Here is a 15,124-nt window from a genome sequence, read left to right as displayed (position 1 = left end):
GCTGCGTTGTTCCCCATCCTCCATTGCCGGCGCTCAACATGAACAATCTCCCCAACGACCACATCGTCAAGAGCTACGACGACGAGCAGCAGCGTCTGGTGGCCGAAATCCTGCGCATGGGCGAGATGTCCGTCGCCCAGCTGGAAGCGGCGCTGGATGTGATCGAACGCCGCGACGAGAAGGCCGCCCAGCGCATCGTCGCCAACGACGACGCCATCGACCAACTTGAGCAGCAGATCAGCCACGACGTGATGCGCCTGGCGCTGCGTGGGCCGATGGCCCGCGACCTGCGCGAGATTCTCGCAGGCCTGCGCATCCCCGCCGACATCGAACGCATTGGTGACTACGCCGCCAATGTCGCCAAGCGTTCCATCGCATTGGTGTCGGTGCCGCCGTTGCCGCAGATCCAGGGCCTGCGGGCACTGGGCCGGCTGGCCGCCATCCAGGTGCGCGCCGCGATGGAGGCGTACCGCAACAACGATGTTGATGCCGCCCTCAAACTGCGCGAAGACGACGCCCGTCTGGACGCGCAATACACCGCGCTGTTCCGCGAGCTGCTTACCTACATGATGGAAGACCCGCGCAACATCACCCCATGCACGCACCTGCTGTTCATGGCCAAGAACCTGGAGCGCATTGGCGACCACGCCACCAACATCGCCGAGAACGTCTGGTTCCTGGTCAAGGGCGAAGAACCGCTGCCGCCGCGCGAGAAGCGCGACGAAACCAGCACGCTCGATCACACCTGATACGCGGTATCGCGACAGTGCCTTCCGGGTTGCCGGGAGATGGTAAAGAAACAGGCCCGAACGGGCCTGTTTCCTTTTCAGGGAATGCTGCAGGCTGAAAAGCTACCCCTCCCCACCCCTCCCCTGCGCCAGGCGCAAGGGAGGGGACGAAGAACAACGCTCACCCCTCCGCGCAGGCAGGCCTCTGCTCCCTCCCTGGCGCCCGCGCAGAGAGGGTTGCGGTTACTCACTCCCGTCACCACGGTCATCCAAAACCACGACTTCCGACAGCACCACTTGCTAAGCTCGCGCCTCCCCCCGGCCCCTTTCTGTTCCGGAGCTAGACACCATGACCATCCGCATTCGCAAACCCGTTTCCCTGGCCATTGGCGCCGCGCTGATCGGCGGTATGGCCGCACCGGCCTTCGCAATGACCGACCTCGCCCAGGGCTATGCGCTGGGCGCCAGCGCACAGACCCCGCCCACCGCTGAAACGCAGGCCGCGACCGACGCCACTCAAACCACCAATGCCGACGCCAAGCAGAAGGCCGAGGGCAAGTGTGGCGAAGGCAAATGCGGCAGCGACCACAAGCACGAACCGGCCAAGACCGACGACGCCAAGGCAGCCGATACCGCAGCCGGCGCGGCCAAGTCCCACGCCGAAGGCAAGTGTGGTGAGGGCAAGTGTGGCGGTAACCACTAACCCGACCGACGACCGCCCGCGCTTGCCTGCACCGGCGAGCGCGGGCCTTGGTCTACGCCGCTCGTTGCTGGATGCATTGCACTCCGCACCGGACGGCGCATTCGATTTCCTCGAATGCGCGCCGGACAACTGGGTCGGCGTCGGAGGCAAGCTGGGCGACGCCCTGAGCGAACTGTCGGCGCGCCACCCGCTCACCTGCCACGGCCTGTCGCTGTCGTTGGGCGGCCCCTCGCCGCTGGACGTGGATTTCCTGCAGCGCACGCGCCAGTTCCTCGACCAGCACCGCGTCGCGCTATACAGCGAGCACCTGAGCTGGTGCAGCGACGACGGTCATCTGTACGAACTGCTGCCCCTGCCCTTCACCGAAGAAACCGTGCATTACGTGGCCGCGCGCATCCGCCAGACGCAGGACATCCTCGGTCGTCGCATCGCAGTCGAAAACGCCTCGTACTACGCGCTGCCCGCGGCCGACATGGACGAAGCCAGCTTCATCAACGCGGTGTTGGACGAAGCCGATTGCGACCTGTTGCTGGACGTCAACAACGTCTACGTCAACGCCATCAATCACCGCTACGACGCACGCGAATTTCTGGAAAAACTGCCTTCCAGGCGCATCTCCAGTTATCACATCGCCGGTCATCACGACGAAGCCGATGATCTGAAAATCGACACGCATGGCATGCCGGTCAAGGACGATGTCTGGTCGCTGCTCTCTGCAGCCCACGTGCTGCATGGCGTGCGCCCTACCTTGTTGGAACGTGACTTCAACTTCCCGCCGCTGGCCGAGCTATTGGACGAAGTGGCACACATCCGCAGGCTGCAGCAATCGGCGAATGCAGCGTTGGTTGCCGCACATGGCTGAGTCCCTGCTGCAGCTGCAGACACGTTTCGCCGCGCACCTGCGCGACCCGCAGCACAATGCCGCGCCCGGCCACATTCCCGACGCGCGGATGCAGGTCTACCGCGAGTTGTACTTCAACAATCTGCAAAGCCTGTTGGCCGCCAATTTCCCGGTGATCAAACGCACGCTCGGGCCGGCGCGCTGGCTGACACAGGTGCGCGCGTTCTGCCGCGACCACCGCGCGCATACGCCCTTGTTCACTGAGATCGGCCAGGAGTTCATCCACTTCCTTGACGCCGCGCCGGCCGACGCCGATGCGCCCTGGTTGTTGGAACTGGCCCATTACGAGTGGATTGAGCTGGCCCTGCAGGTCAACGACGCGCCGCTGCCAGCGCACGACCCGAATGGCGATCTGCTCGACGGCAGGCCGGTGGTATCACCGTGGTGCCGAGCGCTGGCCTATCAATGGCCGGTGCACCGGATCGGCCCGGAACATCAGCCGCTGCAGATGCCAGCGCAACCGACCCTCTTGCTGGCGCGCCGCCAGGCAGACGGCAGCATCGCCTTCTCCGAACTGTCGCCGCTGCTGTATCGGTTGCTGGAACGGCTGGAGCAGGAGCCCGAGCTCAGCGGAAGCCAGCAACTGCAGGCCTTGGCGGTGGAAGCCGGGGTTGCGGCCGACCCGGCGTTCATCGCCAAGGGCGCGGCGATGCTGCAGCAATTGCAGGTGCGCGGCTGTCTGCTGGGAAGCAAGTAACGCCAGCGATACCGCCCAGGGCGGCAACAACCGGCCGTCCGGCCTTGCCCCGGAACACAGCCCTTCAACGTCGCTCTGCTACCCTATTGCGATGAACGAACCCGCTGAAGCGCCCGTCCCGCGCCCCTCTTTCACGCCCATGGCGCAACGTTTTCGCGGCTTTTTGCCGGTGGTGGTGGACGTGGAAACCGGTGGCTTTGACTGCACCCGCCACGCGCTGCTGGAGATCGCGGCGGTGCCGGTTGAGATGGACGAGAACGGCCTGCTGTATCCCGGCCAGACCGCCAGCGCGCACGTCATTCCCGCCGACGGCACCGAAATCGACCCCAAGTCGCTGGAAGTGACCGGCATCGTGCTCGACCATCCGTTCCGCCTGGCCAAGCCCGAGCGCGAGGCGCTGGAACATGTGTTCGCGCCGGTGCGCGCGGCGATGAAGAAGTACAACTGCCAGCGCGCGATTCTGGTGGGCCACAACGCGCATTTCGACCTGAATTTCGTCAATGCCACGGTGAACCGCAGCGGCCACAAGCGCAATCCGTTCCATCCTTTCAGCGTGTTCGATACGGTCACGCTGGCCGGTGTGGCTTACGGCCAGACGGTGCTGGCACGCGCGGTGCAGGCGGCCGGTTTCCCGTGGGATGCCAGCGAGGCGCACAGCGCGGTGTACGACACCGAGCAGACCGCGCGCCTGTTCTGCAAAATCGTCAACGCCTGGCCAACCTCACCGCTGGCATAAGGCTTACGCCACGCAGGTGCGGGCGCGCCCGTCCTGCTTGGCCTGCGCCAGTGCCTGCTTTGCCCGCTGATAGAACAGCACCGGCGCCTGATCGCCGCCCAGCTGCACCACCCCCGCGCTGAACGTCACCGCGATGTCGCCTTCGCTGCGGCCGCCCCATTCGCCGTACTGGCCGAACAAACGCTGCAGCCGCTGACAGACACGCTCGGCCTCGGCCAGCGAGGTATTGGTCAGCAACACCGCGAATTCCTTGTTGCCCAGCCGCGCGGCCATGTCCGACGCACGCAGGCTGCTGCGCAGCAGCTCGCCCACTTCGCACAACACCAGATCGCCAGCCGCGCGCGACCAGGTGTTGTTGATCTGCTTCAGGTGATCGATGCTCATCACCGCCAGACTCAGCTGGCGGCCTTCACGCCGCGCCGAGGCCATCTCGCGCACCAGCGCATCGTCGAATGCACGTCGATTGGGCAGGCCGCTGAGATCGTCTTCATGCGCCAACTGCGCGAACGTCTCGGCCTGTTCGCGCAGGCGCTGTTCCAGCGCAGTCTTTTCCTGCTCGACCGCCTGCAACTGCGCGGCACTGTGTCCGGCTTGCTGTACCTGCTGCTGCAAGCTGCGCAGCTGGCCGCGCTGACGGTGCAACTGGCAAGCGCATAGCACCACGCCAATCAGCAACAGTCCGCACACCGCGCCGAGCAGGCCGGGCGACAACGTCATTGCGGAAATTACGGTCTGTGACATCGGCGTTTGCGCCGTTGCGGGTGCTGAAATCAGGCCGCACAAGGCCATGCCCCACGCCACCTTCGCCAAGCCCGCACCGCCCCCCAAAGCCACACCGGTTCGCACCGCCGGAATCGCAGTCGTTGCCATCGTTCAGAGCCCCCTGAGTTGGCCCGATACTAGCAAAGGTTCGGCGGGTTTCAGGCGCTCCGATCACGCTGGCCGGGCGCCCATTGCGGGCTCTCCCAACGCACCACCGCTTCCAGCCCACCGTCGGGATGGTTGCGCAGCACCAGCGTGGCGCCGTCCTTCTCCGCCAAGGCGCGGGCGATGGTCAGGCCCAGCCCTGCGCCACCGGTTTCGCGGGAGCGCGAGGTCTCCAGCCGCAGGAACGGCGTGAACACCGCTTCCAGCTCGTCCGCCGCGAGCCCCGGCCCGGTATCGCGCACCCGCACTTCCACTGCGTCGCCGTGATGACTGGCGCTGACCTGCACGCGGTGGCCGTACTTCACTGCGTTGTCGACCAGGTTGGAGAACAAGCGGCGCATCGCCAGCGGTCGCAACATCATCACCGCACCGCAGCCCTGCTCCAGCACCGCATCGTGGCCGGACTCGGCAGCGTCTTCGACCACGCTTTCCAGCAATGAATCCAGATCCAGCGCGGCGCGCTGTTCGGCGCTTTCAGCGCTGCGGGCCAGTTCCAATCCTTCGCGGATCAACGCCTGCATCGCTGCCAGATCACCGACCAGGCGCTCGCGCAACGGTTCGTCGGCGACGTTCTCCAAGCGCAACCGCAACCGCGTCAGCGGCGTCTGCAGATCGTGGGTGATGGCCGCCAGCATCTGCGTGCGTTCGCCGAGGTGCCGTTGCAGGCGCTGCTGCATGGCGTTGAACGCCTGCGCCGCCCGCTGCACTTCCAGCGGGCCGGTGACCGGCAGCGGCTCGCGTTGCAGGTCCTGGCCCAACTGCGTGGCGTGCGTGGCCAGCCGCTGCAATGGCGAGCTGGCGATGCGTGCCACCACATAGGCCAGCACGCCGATCGCCAGTACCAACAGCGACAGGAACCACGGATCGAACGCCGACGCCGTGCGCCGCACTACCGCCGGGTATTCCAGCGCCAGCCGCAACGGCGTGCCGTCGCTCAAGTTCAGTTCCACCACGCGACAACGCGGTGGCGTGAACGACGGATTGCGTTCGCGTTCGCGCCCGTGCGCATGCCGCGTGCGCGGGCCTTTGTCAGATGGCGGCAAAAACTCGGGCAACGGCGGCAGGCACGCGCGGAAGCTGCTCGCGCGCACCCGCGCATTGGCGACCACGCCGCCGCGTGCGGCCAGCACTTCCATCAACGCTTCGTCGTTGTCGCCGATGCGGAACTCGCCCTTCACTTCACGCACGCTGGGGCTGCCGACGGCCAACAAGCGCGTGCGCAGCTCCGGATTGCCGTCGATCAAATTGACGAAGCCCTGCAGGCGGTCGGCGATCCGCGCCAGATTCTGCCGCTCGAATTCCTGCTGCCGGCGCGATTCGGCCAGCAAGGTCGCGCCGATCGCCGCCACCATCATGCCGACCAGCAGGATGACGAACAGCCGGCCTGCCATCGACGACAGAAACTGGCGCAACCGCTTCATTCCAACGTCACCGCACTGGCGAACACATAGCCTTCGTTGCGCACCGTCTTGATCAAGCCATCGCTGCCGCCGCCATCGCCCAGCTTCTGCCGCAGGCGGCTGACCTGCAGATCGATGGCGCGGTCCTGCGCTTCATAATTGCGGCCGGTGCTCAACGCCACCAACTGCTCGCGCGACAACACTTTGTTGGCATGCGCGACGAACACCCGCAGCAATCGAAATTCGGCGCCCGACAGCATCACCACGCGCCCAGCCGGATCAATCAGATGACGGTGTTCCAGATCGAACACCCAGCTGGAGAATGCCGCGCGGCGCATTGCCAGCGGTTCCATGTTGGCCGGCAAGGCTTCGGTCCGGCGCAGCACGTTGCGGATGCGTGCCAACAACTCCCGCGGCTCGAACGGTTTGGCCAGGTAATCGTCGGCGCCCATTTCCAGCCCGAGCACGCGATCAATCGGCTCGCTGCGCGCGGTCAGCATGATGACCGGCGTGCTGGAGCGCGCGCGGATTTCGCGGCACAGCGACAGCCCGTCTTCGCGCGGCAGGTTGAGGTCGAGCACGATCAGGTCGATATGCTCGCGCGCCAACACCTGCCGCATCTGACTGCCATCACCCGCGGTGCTCACGGCATAGCCGGCCCGCCCCAACTGTTCGGCCAGCAGGCTGCGGATGTCGCTGTCGTCGTCTACCACCAACAAGCGGTGCATGGTTTGTACGTCCGTCATGGTGCAATGATCCATGCTAGCGGATGAATCCGTGTGATCGCGCATGTATCGCTGTGTATCGGCGCGCATGCCCGATACATGCGGATACACGCGAGCGCATACCCGACACAAAACGACACACGGCGAGCATTGAGCCGCCATCACCGGCTGGCCACACTGGCATCGACGCCGCGGTCCGCGGCCCGCCATGAGTGCCCCACCATCGTGAAGCTGCTGCCCTCCTCCCGACGCAATCGCCTGCTGCTTGCCACCGCCATCGTCGTCCTGCTGGCCGGGGGCGCGGCCTGGGCCATGCGCAAACCCGCTGCGCCTTCGATGGCCACCTCGCCGGTCACGCGCGGCAACCTGGAACAGACCGTCGATGCCACCGGCGTGATCGATGCCTACAAGCTGGTCAGCGTCGGCGCGCAGGCGTCCGGCCAGATCAAACTGTTGACGGTGCAACTGGGGGACGTGGTCAAACAAGGCGATCTGATCGCCGAGATTGATTCGGTTACCCAGGAAAACAGCCTGAAGAACGCGCAGGCCGCGCTGGAGAACATCCGTGCCCAGCGTGCGGTGCAGACCGCCTCGCTGAAGGAATCGGAGCTGGCTTTCATCCGCCAGAAAGACATGCTGGCCGCCGAAGCCACCTCGCGTTCGGAATACGAATCGGCCGAGGCCAACCTGGCCAGCACCCGCGCGCAGATCCGCGCCCTGGATGCACAGATCCGCCAGCGCGAAACCGAACTGGGCACCGCCCAGGCCAACCTTGGCTACACCCGCATCACCGCGCCCATCGACGGCACCGTGGTTGCCGTGGTCGCCGAAGAAGGCCGCACCGTGAACGCCAACCAATCGGCGCCGACCATCGTCAAGCTGGCGCGGCTGGACCTGGTCACGGTCAATGCGGAGATCTCCGAGGCCGATGTGGTCAAGGTCAAGCCGGGCATGCCGGTGTACTTCACCATCCTCGGCAATCCCGACCACAAGTACGAAGCCAAATTGCGCACGGTGAACCCGGCGCCAGCGTCGATCAGTACCGACAGCACCAGCTCCAGCAGTTCGTCGTCGTCCAGCTCCAGCACGGCGGTGTACTACAACGCGCTGTTTGACGTGGAAAACCCGGACGGCACGCTGCGCATCGACATGACCGCGCAGGTGTCGGTGCTGTTGGCGCAGGCAACGGATGCGCTGCTGATCCCCACCGTCGCGCTCGGCCCCAAAGTTCCCGAAGGCGGCGGCCCGCGCGCCGGTGCAGGCAACGCCAACGGCGAGCCGCGTGCCGCACGCAGCAAGCAGGAAGGTCAGCGCCAGCAACGTCGTCAACCCGATGCCGCCGCGTTGGCCAAGAGCAACAGCTACATGGTGCGCGTGGTCAACAAGGACGGGCAGCCGGAGCCGCGCCGGATCAAGGTCGGCCTGAACAACGGTTCCAACGTCGAAGTGCTTGAAGGCCTGAACGAAGGCGAGTTGGTGGTCGTGGGCGAAGTAAGCGCCGCCGACAAGGCCAGCGCACGCAGCAGCCAGCGCAACCCGATGAGTCCGATGATGGGCGGGCCGCGTCGATGAGCCAACCGCTGCTGCAACTGCGCGAACTGCGTCGTGAGTTCCCGGCCGGCGAAGAAACCATCGCCGTGCTGAAGGACGTCAATCTCGACATCCACGCCGGTGAAATGGTGGCGATCGTCGGCCAGTCCGGCTCGGGCAAGTCCACGCTGATGAACATCCTCGGCTGTCTGGACCGGCCGACCGTCGGCTCCTACACAGTAGCCGGCCGCGAGACAGGCAACATGCAGCCCGACGAACTGGCCGAGCTGCGCCGCGAGCACTTCGGCTTCATCTTCCAGCGCTATCACCTGCTGGGTGATCTGGACGCGCGCGGCAATGTGGAAGTACCGGCGATCTACGCCGGCACGCCGTCCGATGCGCGCCGTACCCGCGCCGAAGCCTTGCTGGCGCGTTTGGGCTTGTCCGACCGCATGGGCCACAAGCCCGGGCAGTTGTCCGGCGGCCAGCAACAGCGCGTGTCGATCGCGCGTGCGCTGATGAACGGTGGCGAGGTGATCCTGGCCGACGAACCCACCGGTGCGCTGGACAGTGCATCGGGCGAGGAAGTGATGAAGATCCTCGGCGAGCTGCATGCCGAAGGCCACACCATCATCATCGTCACCCACGACATGCATGTCGCCGAACACGCGCAGCGCATCATCGAGATCCGCGATGGCGTGATCATCGACGACCGCCATAACGACAAAGTGCCGCCACTGCAGAAGCAGCAGCGCGCTGCTCCGGTAAAGACCGGCGGCAGCGCCTTCCAGGCGGCGCGTGATCGTTTCCTCGAAGCGTTCCGCATGGCACTGCTGGCGATGAACGCGCACCGCCTGCGCACCTTCCTGACCATGCTCGGCATCATCATCGGCATCGCCTCGGTAGTGTCGGTGGTGGCGATGGGCAATGGCTCGCAGCAGCAGATTCTGCAGAACATCTCCGCGCTCGGCACCAACACCATCGACGTCTACCCCGGCCGTGGCTTCGGTGACATGCGCTCGGGCCGCGTGCAGACGCTCAAGGCCAGCGACGCCGATGCGCTTGCTGCGCAGAGCTACATCGACAGCGCCACGCCCAGCGTGTCCAGTTCGGTCACCGCACGCGTCGGCAACAAGGCGGCCTCGGCGCAGGTCAGTGGCATCGGCTCGCAGTATTTCCGGGTCAAGGGCATGACGCTGGTGTCGGGCCGCTACTTCGACGAAAGCGAAGTGAAGGGGCTGGCGCAGGTGGTGTTGATCGACGAAAACACGCGCACGCAGCTATTCGGCAGTGATGACCCGATCGGTCAGGTGGTATTGCTGGGCAACGTGCCGGCGCGGGTGATCGGCGTGGCCAAGCGTCAATCGATGGGCTTTGGTGGCAGCACCAATCTGGCCGTGTGGGCGCCCTACACCACGGTGATGTCGCGCATGCTCGGGCAGAGTTACATCAGCGGCATCACCGTGCGCGTGGCCGACGACACGCCGATGGACGCGGCGCAATCGGCCATCACCAAGTTGCTGACACTGCGCCACGGCACCGAGGATTTCTTCCTCTCCAACACCGCTGAAATCCGCGAGACCATCGAGTCCACCACCAAGACGATGACCCTGCTGATCGGTGCGATTGCTGCCATCGCCTTGGTGGTCGGCGGCATCGGCGTGATGAACATCATGCTCGTGTCGGTGACCGAGCGTACCCGCGAAATCGGCGTGCGCATGGCCGTGGGTGCGCGGCAGAGTGATATCCGCCAGCAGTTCCTGATCGAAGCGGTGCTGGTGTGCCTGCTCGGCGGCATCCTCGGCATCGTGCTGGCGCTGTCGATTGGCTGGGCATTCAAAACCTTTGGCGCCAGCTTCACCTTGTTGTTCTCCACCAGCTCGATCATCGCCGCCTTCGCCTGCTCGACCTTGATCGGTGTGGCGTTTGGTTTCCTGCCGGCCCGCAATGCCGCACAGCTCGACCCCGTGGAGGCATTGGCCCGCGAATGAAGAAGACCATGATCCGTTCCCCAAAACAGACCTATCGCCCCCTGCTGCTGCCCGCCGCACTGACCGCGCTATTGGTCGGTTGCGCCACCACGCCCAGCGCCGATCCGGCCGCACACCTGCCGGTCGCTGCGCAGTACGGTCGTGGCGATGCCGCCGCCAATGCCCCGGTGCAGGACATCGAGCGCAACCTCACCGCGCCGCCGGCCGACGTTCGCGCGGATACGTGGTGGCAGGGCTTCGCCGACCCGCGTCTGGATCAACTGATCGAGCGCGTGCTCGACAGCAACACCGACATGGCCTCGGCCGGGCTGAAGCTGGAGCGTGCACGCGCACAGGCCGGTTTGGCCGGGCTGGATCTGTGGCCGCAAGCCACGGGCTCGGCAAGCGCCAACGGCAGCCGCAGCATCGACAGCAGCGACGACTGGTCACGCAACCACAGCGCCAACGTGTCGCTCGGTTGGGAGCTGGACTTGTGGGGCAAGCTTCGCGGCCAACGCGATATCGCCCGCTGGGAAGCACAGGCCACCGCGCAGGATCTGCAGAGCACCACGCTGAGCCTGATCGGCCAGAGCACCGAGTTGTATTGGCAGCTCGGGTATCTCAACCAGGCCATTGCCACCGGCCAGGCCAACCTGGAACGCCTGGAACGCACGGCTTCGCTGGTGCAGACCCAGTTCGATGCCGGCGCGGTATCGCGACTGGAAGTGCGCCAGGCCCGGCAGAACATCGAGAGCCAGCGCGCGTCACAAGCGCAGCTGCAACAGCAACGCGTGGAAACCCGCAATGCACTGACCGTGCTGCTCGACGGTCAACCGTGGCCGCAGGCCGACGAACCGCAGAATCTCGACGTCGCCCACAGCCCGGAAATCGCCGAAGGTCTGCCGGCCGAACTGCTGGCCCGCCGCCCCGACTTGCGTGCGGCCGAACTGCGCCTGCGGCAGTCGCTGGCCAGCATCAAGGTCACCGCCACCAGCTACTACCCGAGCCTGAGTTTGAGCGGCAGTGTCGGTAGCTCCAGTCCATCATTGGGCGATGTGTTGAGTAATCCGGTAGCGACGCTGGGCGCCGGATTGAGCCTGCCGTTTTTGAAATTCCGGCAGATGCAGCTGGATATCGACTCAGCTGATCTCTCGTATCAGATCGCCGCCAATGATTTCCGCAAAACGTTGTACACCGCGCTGTCGGAAGTGGACAACGCACTGTCGGCACGCACGCGATTGACCGAGCAGGTTGCAGCGGCGCTGGCGTCGTATGAGGAGGCGGTGGAGATCGCGCGTCTGTACGAAGTGCGTTACCGCGCCGGCGCGACCGATCTGCGCACCTGGCTGGAAGCGGAGCAGACGCGCCGCAACGCGGAGTTGTCGTTGGCGCAGGTCAAGCGCAGCCAACTGGTGAATGATGTGACCCTGTACAAGGCGTTGGGTGGTGGGGCGACTTGAGCCCCTCTCCCCTTGCGGGAGAAGGGTTGGGGAGAGGGTTGTTTCAAAGCAAGCAACGTCAAAAGCTCCCCTCATCCGGTGCTTCGCACCACCTTCTCCCGCGTGCGGGAGAAGGGAGCGAGCGAGCATAGCCACACCCCGCGGAAAATCGGACCCCGCGCGTTCAAAGCCCATCTCCCGTTTACGGGAGAGGGGTTGGGGAGAGGGTTGTTGCAAAGCAAGCAACGTCAAAAGCTCCCCTCATCCGGTGCTTCGCACCACCTTCTCCCGCACGCGGGAGAAGGGAGCGAGCGAGCATTGCCACACCCCGCGGAAAATCGGACCCCGCGCGTTCAAAGCCCCTCTCCCGTTTACGGGAGAGGGGTTGGGGTGAGGGTTGTTTCAAAGCAAGCAACGTCCAAAGCTCCCCTCATCCGGTGCTTCGCACCACCTTCTCCCGCACGCGGGAGAAGGGACTACATCGGGCACTGCGGCACCCCGCGCCCTACCGCTTCAACGCCTCAACCCCATGCGCCTTCAATATCTCCCGCACACGCTCCAGCGGAATCGCTTCTACCGTCTGGCCGTTGCCACTCACCGTGGTTGCCATGAACAAGGCGTTGTAGACGGATTCCTCCACCGCATCCACGCTGGCCTGGAACACCGCGCTCATTGATTCGTTGGCCAACTCGGTGGTCTGCAGTTGCGGCGCATCGAAGGCTCGCCGCACTGACTCCGCCGTGGAAAACGCCAGCACGTAATCGCCGCTGCCGTTGGATGCGGAACTGCCGGTGCGGCCCAAGCCCATCATTCCGCGCGACGCCAATCGTTTCAGGTTTCGGTCTGACAACGGAGCATCCGTGGCGATGACGATGATGACCGAGCCATCACCGCGGTCATCCGCCAACCCACGTCGGTTGTCCTGCTGCGCGACCGCATTCTGGAACGCATAACGATCCAGTTCGCGGCCGACCGGTGCACCTTCCACCTGCAGCACGCCGCCGAAGTTGGCCTGCACCAACACGCCTACGGTCCAGCCACCGAGGCTGTCGGGCAGCTTGCGTGATGAAGTACCGATACCACCCTTCCAACCAAACGCCACCGTGCCGGTGCCCGCGCCAACGCTGCCTTCCTGCACCGGTCCGCTTTGCGCGGTTTCCAAAGCGCGGCGCACGGCATCGGCCGTGACTGGCCGGGCGCGGATGTCATTGAGCCCGCCGTCGTTGGTCTCGCCGACCACGACATTCAGCGAACGCACCTGCTGCATGTCCGGCTTGGCCAGCATCCACTCGGCCATCGCATCGGCGGCCTTCCACACGCACAACGTGCAGGTCAGCAGGATCGGGGTTTCCAGTTCGCCCAGTTCGTTGACCTGGGTGCTGCCGACAAACTTGCCGAAGCCATTGCCCACATGCACCGCCGCCGGTACGCGCGAGCGATAGACATTGCCGGCATGCGGCAGGATCGCGGTGACGCCGGTGCGCACCGTGTCGCCTTCGACCAGGGTTACCTGACCGACGCGCACGCCGGTAACGTCGGTAATGGCGTTGTATTTGCCGGGGGCGAAGATGCCCGGTGCGACGCCCAGATCACGCGCATGCACGCGCGGGGCATCCTTCGCGGAGGCCGCAAAGGCGCACAGCCCCAGCAGCGCCGCAGTCAGTGGAAGCAACAGACGGTGCGGCGCGTGGAGCATGCAGATTCCTTTAGAGACGTTGGCGGACGGCTTCGAACAGAGCCACGCCGGTGGCGACGGAAACGTTGAGGCTTTCAATATCACCCGGCATCGGGATGCGCACCAGCCCATACTCTTTTTATTTTATATATCAATCAAGATTTAGGAGATTCGTCTGATAGCACTACCATCCACAATAGTGATAGGTTCAGGGAGCGCACAAAAAGTGCGCCTTCATCACAAGGATTGTTATTCAATGAAGAAGATCACTCAAGCTTTGGCGCTGACGGCCACTTTGACTGCTGCAACATTCGCTCAAGCTCAAAGTCTTGTACAAATTCCGGACCCACCTCAAGTATCCCAAAGAGTTGATGCCAGCACATTAGCACTTCCCGTGGGAGTTCAACTTGTTGAACTCCACCGCTACTACAATTCCAAGGAAGCCAACCATTGGTCTGGCCGCGAAATGCCTAGGAATTGGCAAGATTTAGGATGGAGACACCAAGGAAGTTTAGGGTTTATCTCATACACTTCATTCAGTGGTGGACACGCGCTTTACAACTGTTTCATAGCTGGAAAGAACGACTTCTTCACTTCTCCCGACCCCAATTGCGAAGGCAAGAACCTGTCCACTTGGATGCCCATCCTGGGATATGTTGCAGATACGCAGATCCCCGGAACCGTTCCGCTTTATCGCTGCATGCGCGGCTACACACCATCTCGCGCAGATCATTTTGACACCCTTAGCTCAGCATGTGAAAACGTACCCAACAAAGCACTGGACGGCATTATCGGATACGTATTTCTCTAGTACGAGTAATACCAAGAATTTCTCCATCACTGAATTTCCGAAAACAGCCACGGAGAATTGACAGGACTTAGTTTTTTGGCCAACAAGAAGCCCCGCAAATGCGGGGCTTCTTAGTAATACAGCAATCCAAATTTGAATTTACAGACGTTGGCGGACGGCTTCGAACAGGGCCACGCCGGTGGCGACGGAAACGTTGAGGCTTTCGATATCACCCGGCATCGGGATGCGCACCAGCTGGTCGCAGGTTTCGCGGGTCAGGCGGCGCATGCCGTCGGCTTCGCCGCCCATCACCAGCGCCACGTTGCCGCGCAGGTCGAGCTTGTGAATGGCCGTGTCCGATTCACCAGCCAGGCCGTACACCCACACGCCCAGCTTCTGCATGTCCTTGATGCAGCGGACCAGATTGGTCACCGCCACCACCGGAATGCGGTCAGCCGCACCGGCGCTGACCTTGCGCACGGTCGCATTGACCGGCGCGCTCTTGTCCTTGGGAATCACCACGGCGGTAACGCCAGCGGCGGCGGCACTGCGCAGGCAGGCGCCGAGATTGTGCGGATCCTGCACTTCGTCCAGCACCAGCACCAGCGCCTTGCCTTCGGCGGCTTCGATCAGGCCCTGCAGTTCGTTCTCGTCCCACAGCTTGGGCGCGGCATAACGCGCGACCACGCCCTGGTGGCGTACCTGGCCGGCCACGCCGCCCAGTGCCTGGGCGTTGACCTTGCGCACGTCGATGCCCTTGCGCAGGGCTTCTTCTTCAATTTCGACCAGGCGCGGGTTTTTGGCACCGGCCTCGATCAGGACTTCGCGAACGTTTTCCGGGTCCTTCTCAATCGAAGAAGCCACGGCATTGACGCCGACGATCCACTGGTTCTGCTTGCTCAT

Annotated in this window: 14 protein-coding genes and 1 pseudogene; 9 read left to right on the top strand and 6 right to left on the bottom strand. The window is 64.2% G+C overall.

What is annotated here, in order from left to right:
- Positions 1–38: 38 nt before the first annotated feature.
- From phoU to rnt, 5 genes are all read left to right on the top strand, one after another.
- On the top strand, positions 39–749 hold the full coding sequence (gene phoU / locus ACREP4_RS06040) for a phosphate signaling complex protein PhoU (protein WP_431595248.1): 711 nt from the start codon (positions 39–41) through the stop codon (positions 747–749).
- Between the two features lie 328 nt (positions 750–1,077).
- On the top strand, positions 1,078–1,431 hold the full coding sequence (locus ACREP4_RS06035; RefSeq protein WP_431595247.1) for an HvfA family oxazolone/thioamide-modified RiPP metallophore: 354 nt from the start codon (positions 1,078–1,080) through the stop codon (positions 1,429–1,431).
- Positions 1,415–2,293 (top strand): HvfB family MNIO-type RiPP peptide maturase, encoded by an 879-nt coding sequence (locus ACREP4_RS06030; RefSeq protein WP_431595246.1) that lies wholly within the window; start codon positions 1,415–1,417, stop codon positions 2,291–2,293. The genes ACREP4_RS06035 and ACREP4_RS06030 overlap by 17 nt, the downstream gene beginning before the upstream one ends.
- Positions 2,286–3,029, top strand: a complete 744-nt coding sequence (locus ACREP4_RS06025; protein WP_431595245.1) for an HvfC family RiPP maturation protein — start codon at positions 2,286–2,288, stop codon at positions 3,027–3,029. The genes ACREP4_RS06030 and ACREP4_RS06025 overlap by 8 nt, the downstream gene beginning before the upstream one ends.
- A 91-nt stretch (positions 3,030–3,120) precedes the next feature.
- The gene (gene rnt / locus ACREP4_RS06020; RefSeq protein WP_431595244.1) at positions 3,121–3,765 is read left to right on the top strand and encodes a ribonuclease T; all 645 of its coding nucleotides are present in this window, start codon (positions 3,121–3,123) and stop codon (positions 3,763–3,765) included.
- 3 nt (positions 3,766–3,768) lie between these two features.
- Here the strand turns inward: rnt and ACREP4_RS06015 are convergent, their stop codons facing one another.
- The 3 genes from ACREP4_RS06015 to ACREP4_RS06005 all read right to left on the bottom strand — a co-directional run bounded on the left by ACREP4_RS06015 (position 3,769) and on the right by ACREP4_RS06005 (position 6,820).
- Positions 3,769–4,506 carry a diguanylate cyclase domain-containing protein gene (locus tag ACREP4_RS06015; protein ID WP_431595243.1) on the bottom strand — a complete coding sequence of 246 codons (738 nt, stop codon included), beginning with the start codon at positions 4,504–4,506 and terminating at the stop codon, positions 3,769–3,771.
- Between the two features lie 179 nt (positions 4,507–4,685).
- Entirely contained in the window at positions 4,686–6,113 is a 1,428-nt protein-coding gene (locus ACREP4_RS06010) for an ATP-binding protein (protein ID WP_431595242.1), read from the bottom strand.
- Positions 6,110–6,820 carry a response regulator gene (locus ACREP4_RS06005; protein ID WP_431595331.1) on the bottom strand — a complete coding sequence of 237 codons (711 nt, stop codon included), beginning with the start codon at positions 6,818–6,820 and terminating at the stop codon, positions 6,110–6,112. Before ACREP4_RS06005 ends, ACREP4_RS06010 begins: the two co-directional genes overlap by 4 nt.
- 222 nt (positions 6,821–7,042) lie before the next feature.
- Here ACREP4_RS06005 and ACREP4_RS06000 point away from each other — a divergent pair, with 222 nt between their 5' ends.
- The 3 genes from ACREP4_RS06000 to ACREP4_RS05990 are packed head-to-tail and all read left to right on the top strand — an operon-like array spanning position 7,043 to position 11,777.
- The gene (locus ACREP4_RS06000) at positions 7,043–8,389 is read left to right on the top strand and encodes an efflux RND transporter periplasmic adaptor subunit (RefSeq protein WP_431595241.1); all 1,347 of its coding nucleotides are present in this window, start codon (positions 7,043–7,045) and stop codon (positions 8,387–8,389) included.
- Positions 8,386–10,338, top strand: a complete 1,953-nt coding sequence (locus tag ACREP4_RS05995) for a MacB family efflux pump subunit (protein ID WP_431595240.1) — start codon at positions 8,386–8,388, stop codon at positions 10,336–10,338. Before ACREP4_RS06000 ends, ACREP4_RS05995 begins: the two co-directional genes overlap by 4 nt.
- 8 nt (positions 10,339–10,346) lie before the next feature.
- Positions 10,347–11,777, top strand: a complete 1,431-nt coding sequence (locus ACREP4_RS05990; protein WP_431595239.1) for an efflux transporter outer membrane subunit — start codon at positions 10,347–10,349, stop codon at positions 11,775–11,777.
- A gap of 484 nt (positions 11,778–12,261) precedes the next feature.
- Here the strand turns inward: ACREP4_RS05990 and ACREP4_RS05985 are convergent, their stop codons facing one another.
- The gene (locus ACREP4_RS05985) at positions 12,262–13,452 is read right to left on the bottom strand and encodes a P1 family peptidase (RefSeq protein WP_431595238.1); all 1,191 of its coding nucleotides are present in this window, start codon (positions 13,450–13,452) and stop codon (positions 12,262–12,264) included.
- Positions 13,453–13,462: 10 nt separating this feature from the next.
- A pseudogene (locus tag ACREP4_RS05980) lies at positions 13,463–13,561 on the bottom strand (TrmH family RNA methyltransferase); the annotation flags it as partial.
- A 126-nt stretch (positions 13,562–13,687) separates the two neighbouring features.
- Here ACREP4_RS05980 and ACREP4_RS05975 point away from each other — a divergent pair.
- The gene (locus tag ACREP4_RS05975) at positions 13,688–14,242 is read left to right on the top strand and encodes a hypothetical protein (RefSeq protein WP_431595237.1); all 555 of its coding nucleotides are present in this window, start codon (positions 13,688–13,690) and stop codon (positions 14,240–14,242) included.
- A 138-nt stretch (positions 14,243–14,380) separates the two neighbouring features.
- Here the strand turns inward: ACREP4_RS05975 and rlmB are convergent, their stop codons facing one another.
- Positions 14,381–15,124 (bottom strand): 23S rRNA (guanosine(2251)-2'-O)-methyltransferase RlmB, encoded by a 744-nt coding sequence (gene rlmB / locus ACREP4_RS05970; protein WP_431595236.1) that lies wholly within the window; start codon positions 15,122–15,124, stop codon positions 14,381–14,383.

The organism is Stenotrophomonas sp., assembly GCF_050737575.1.
Taxonomy (GTDB): domain Bacteria; phylum Pseudomonadota; class Gammaproteobacteria; order Xanthomonadales; family Xanthomonadaceae; genus Stenotrophomonas.
The sequence above is the reverse complement of the archived record's forward strand: the minus strand, read 5'-3'. Positions and strand labels throughout refer to the sequence as shown.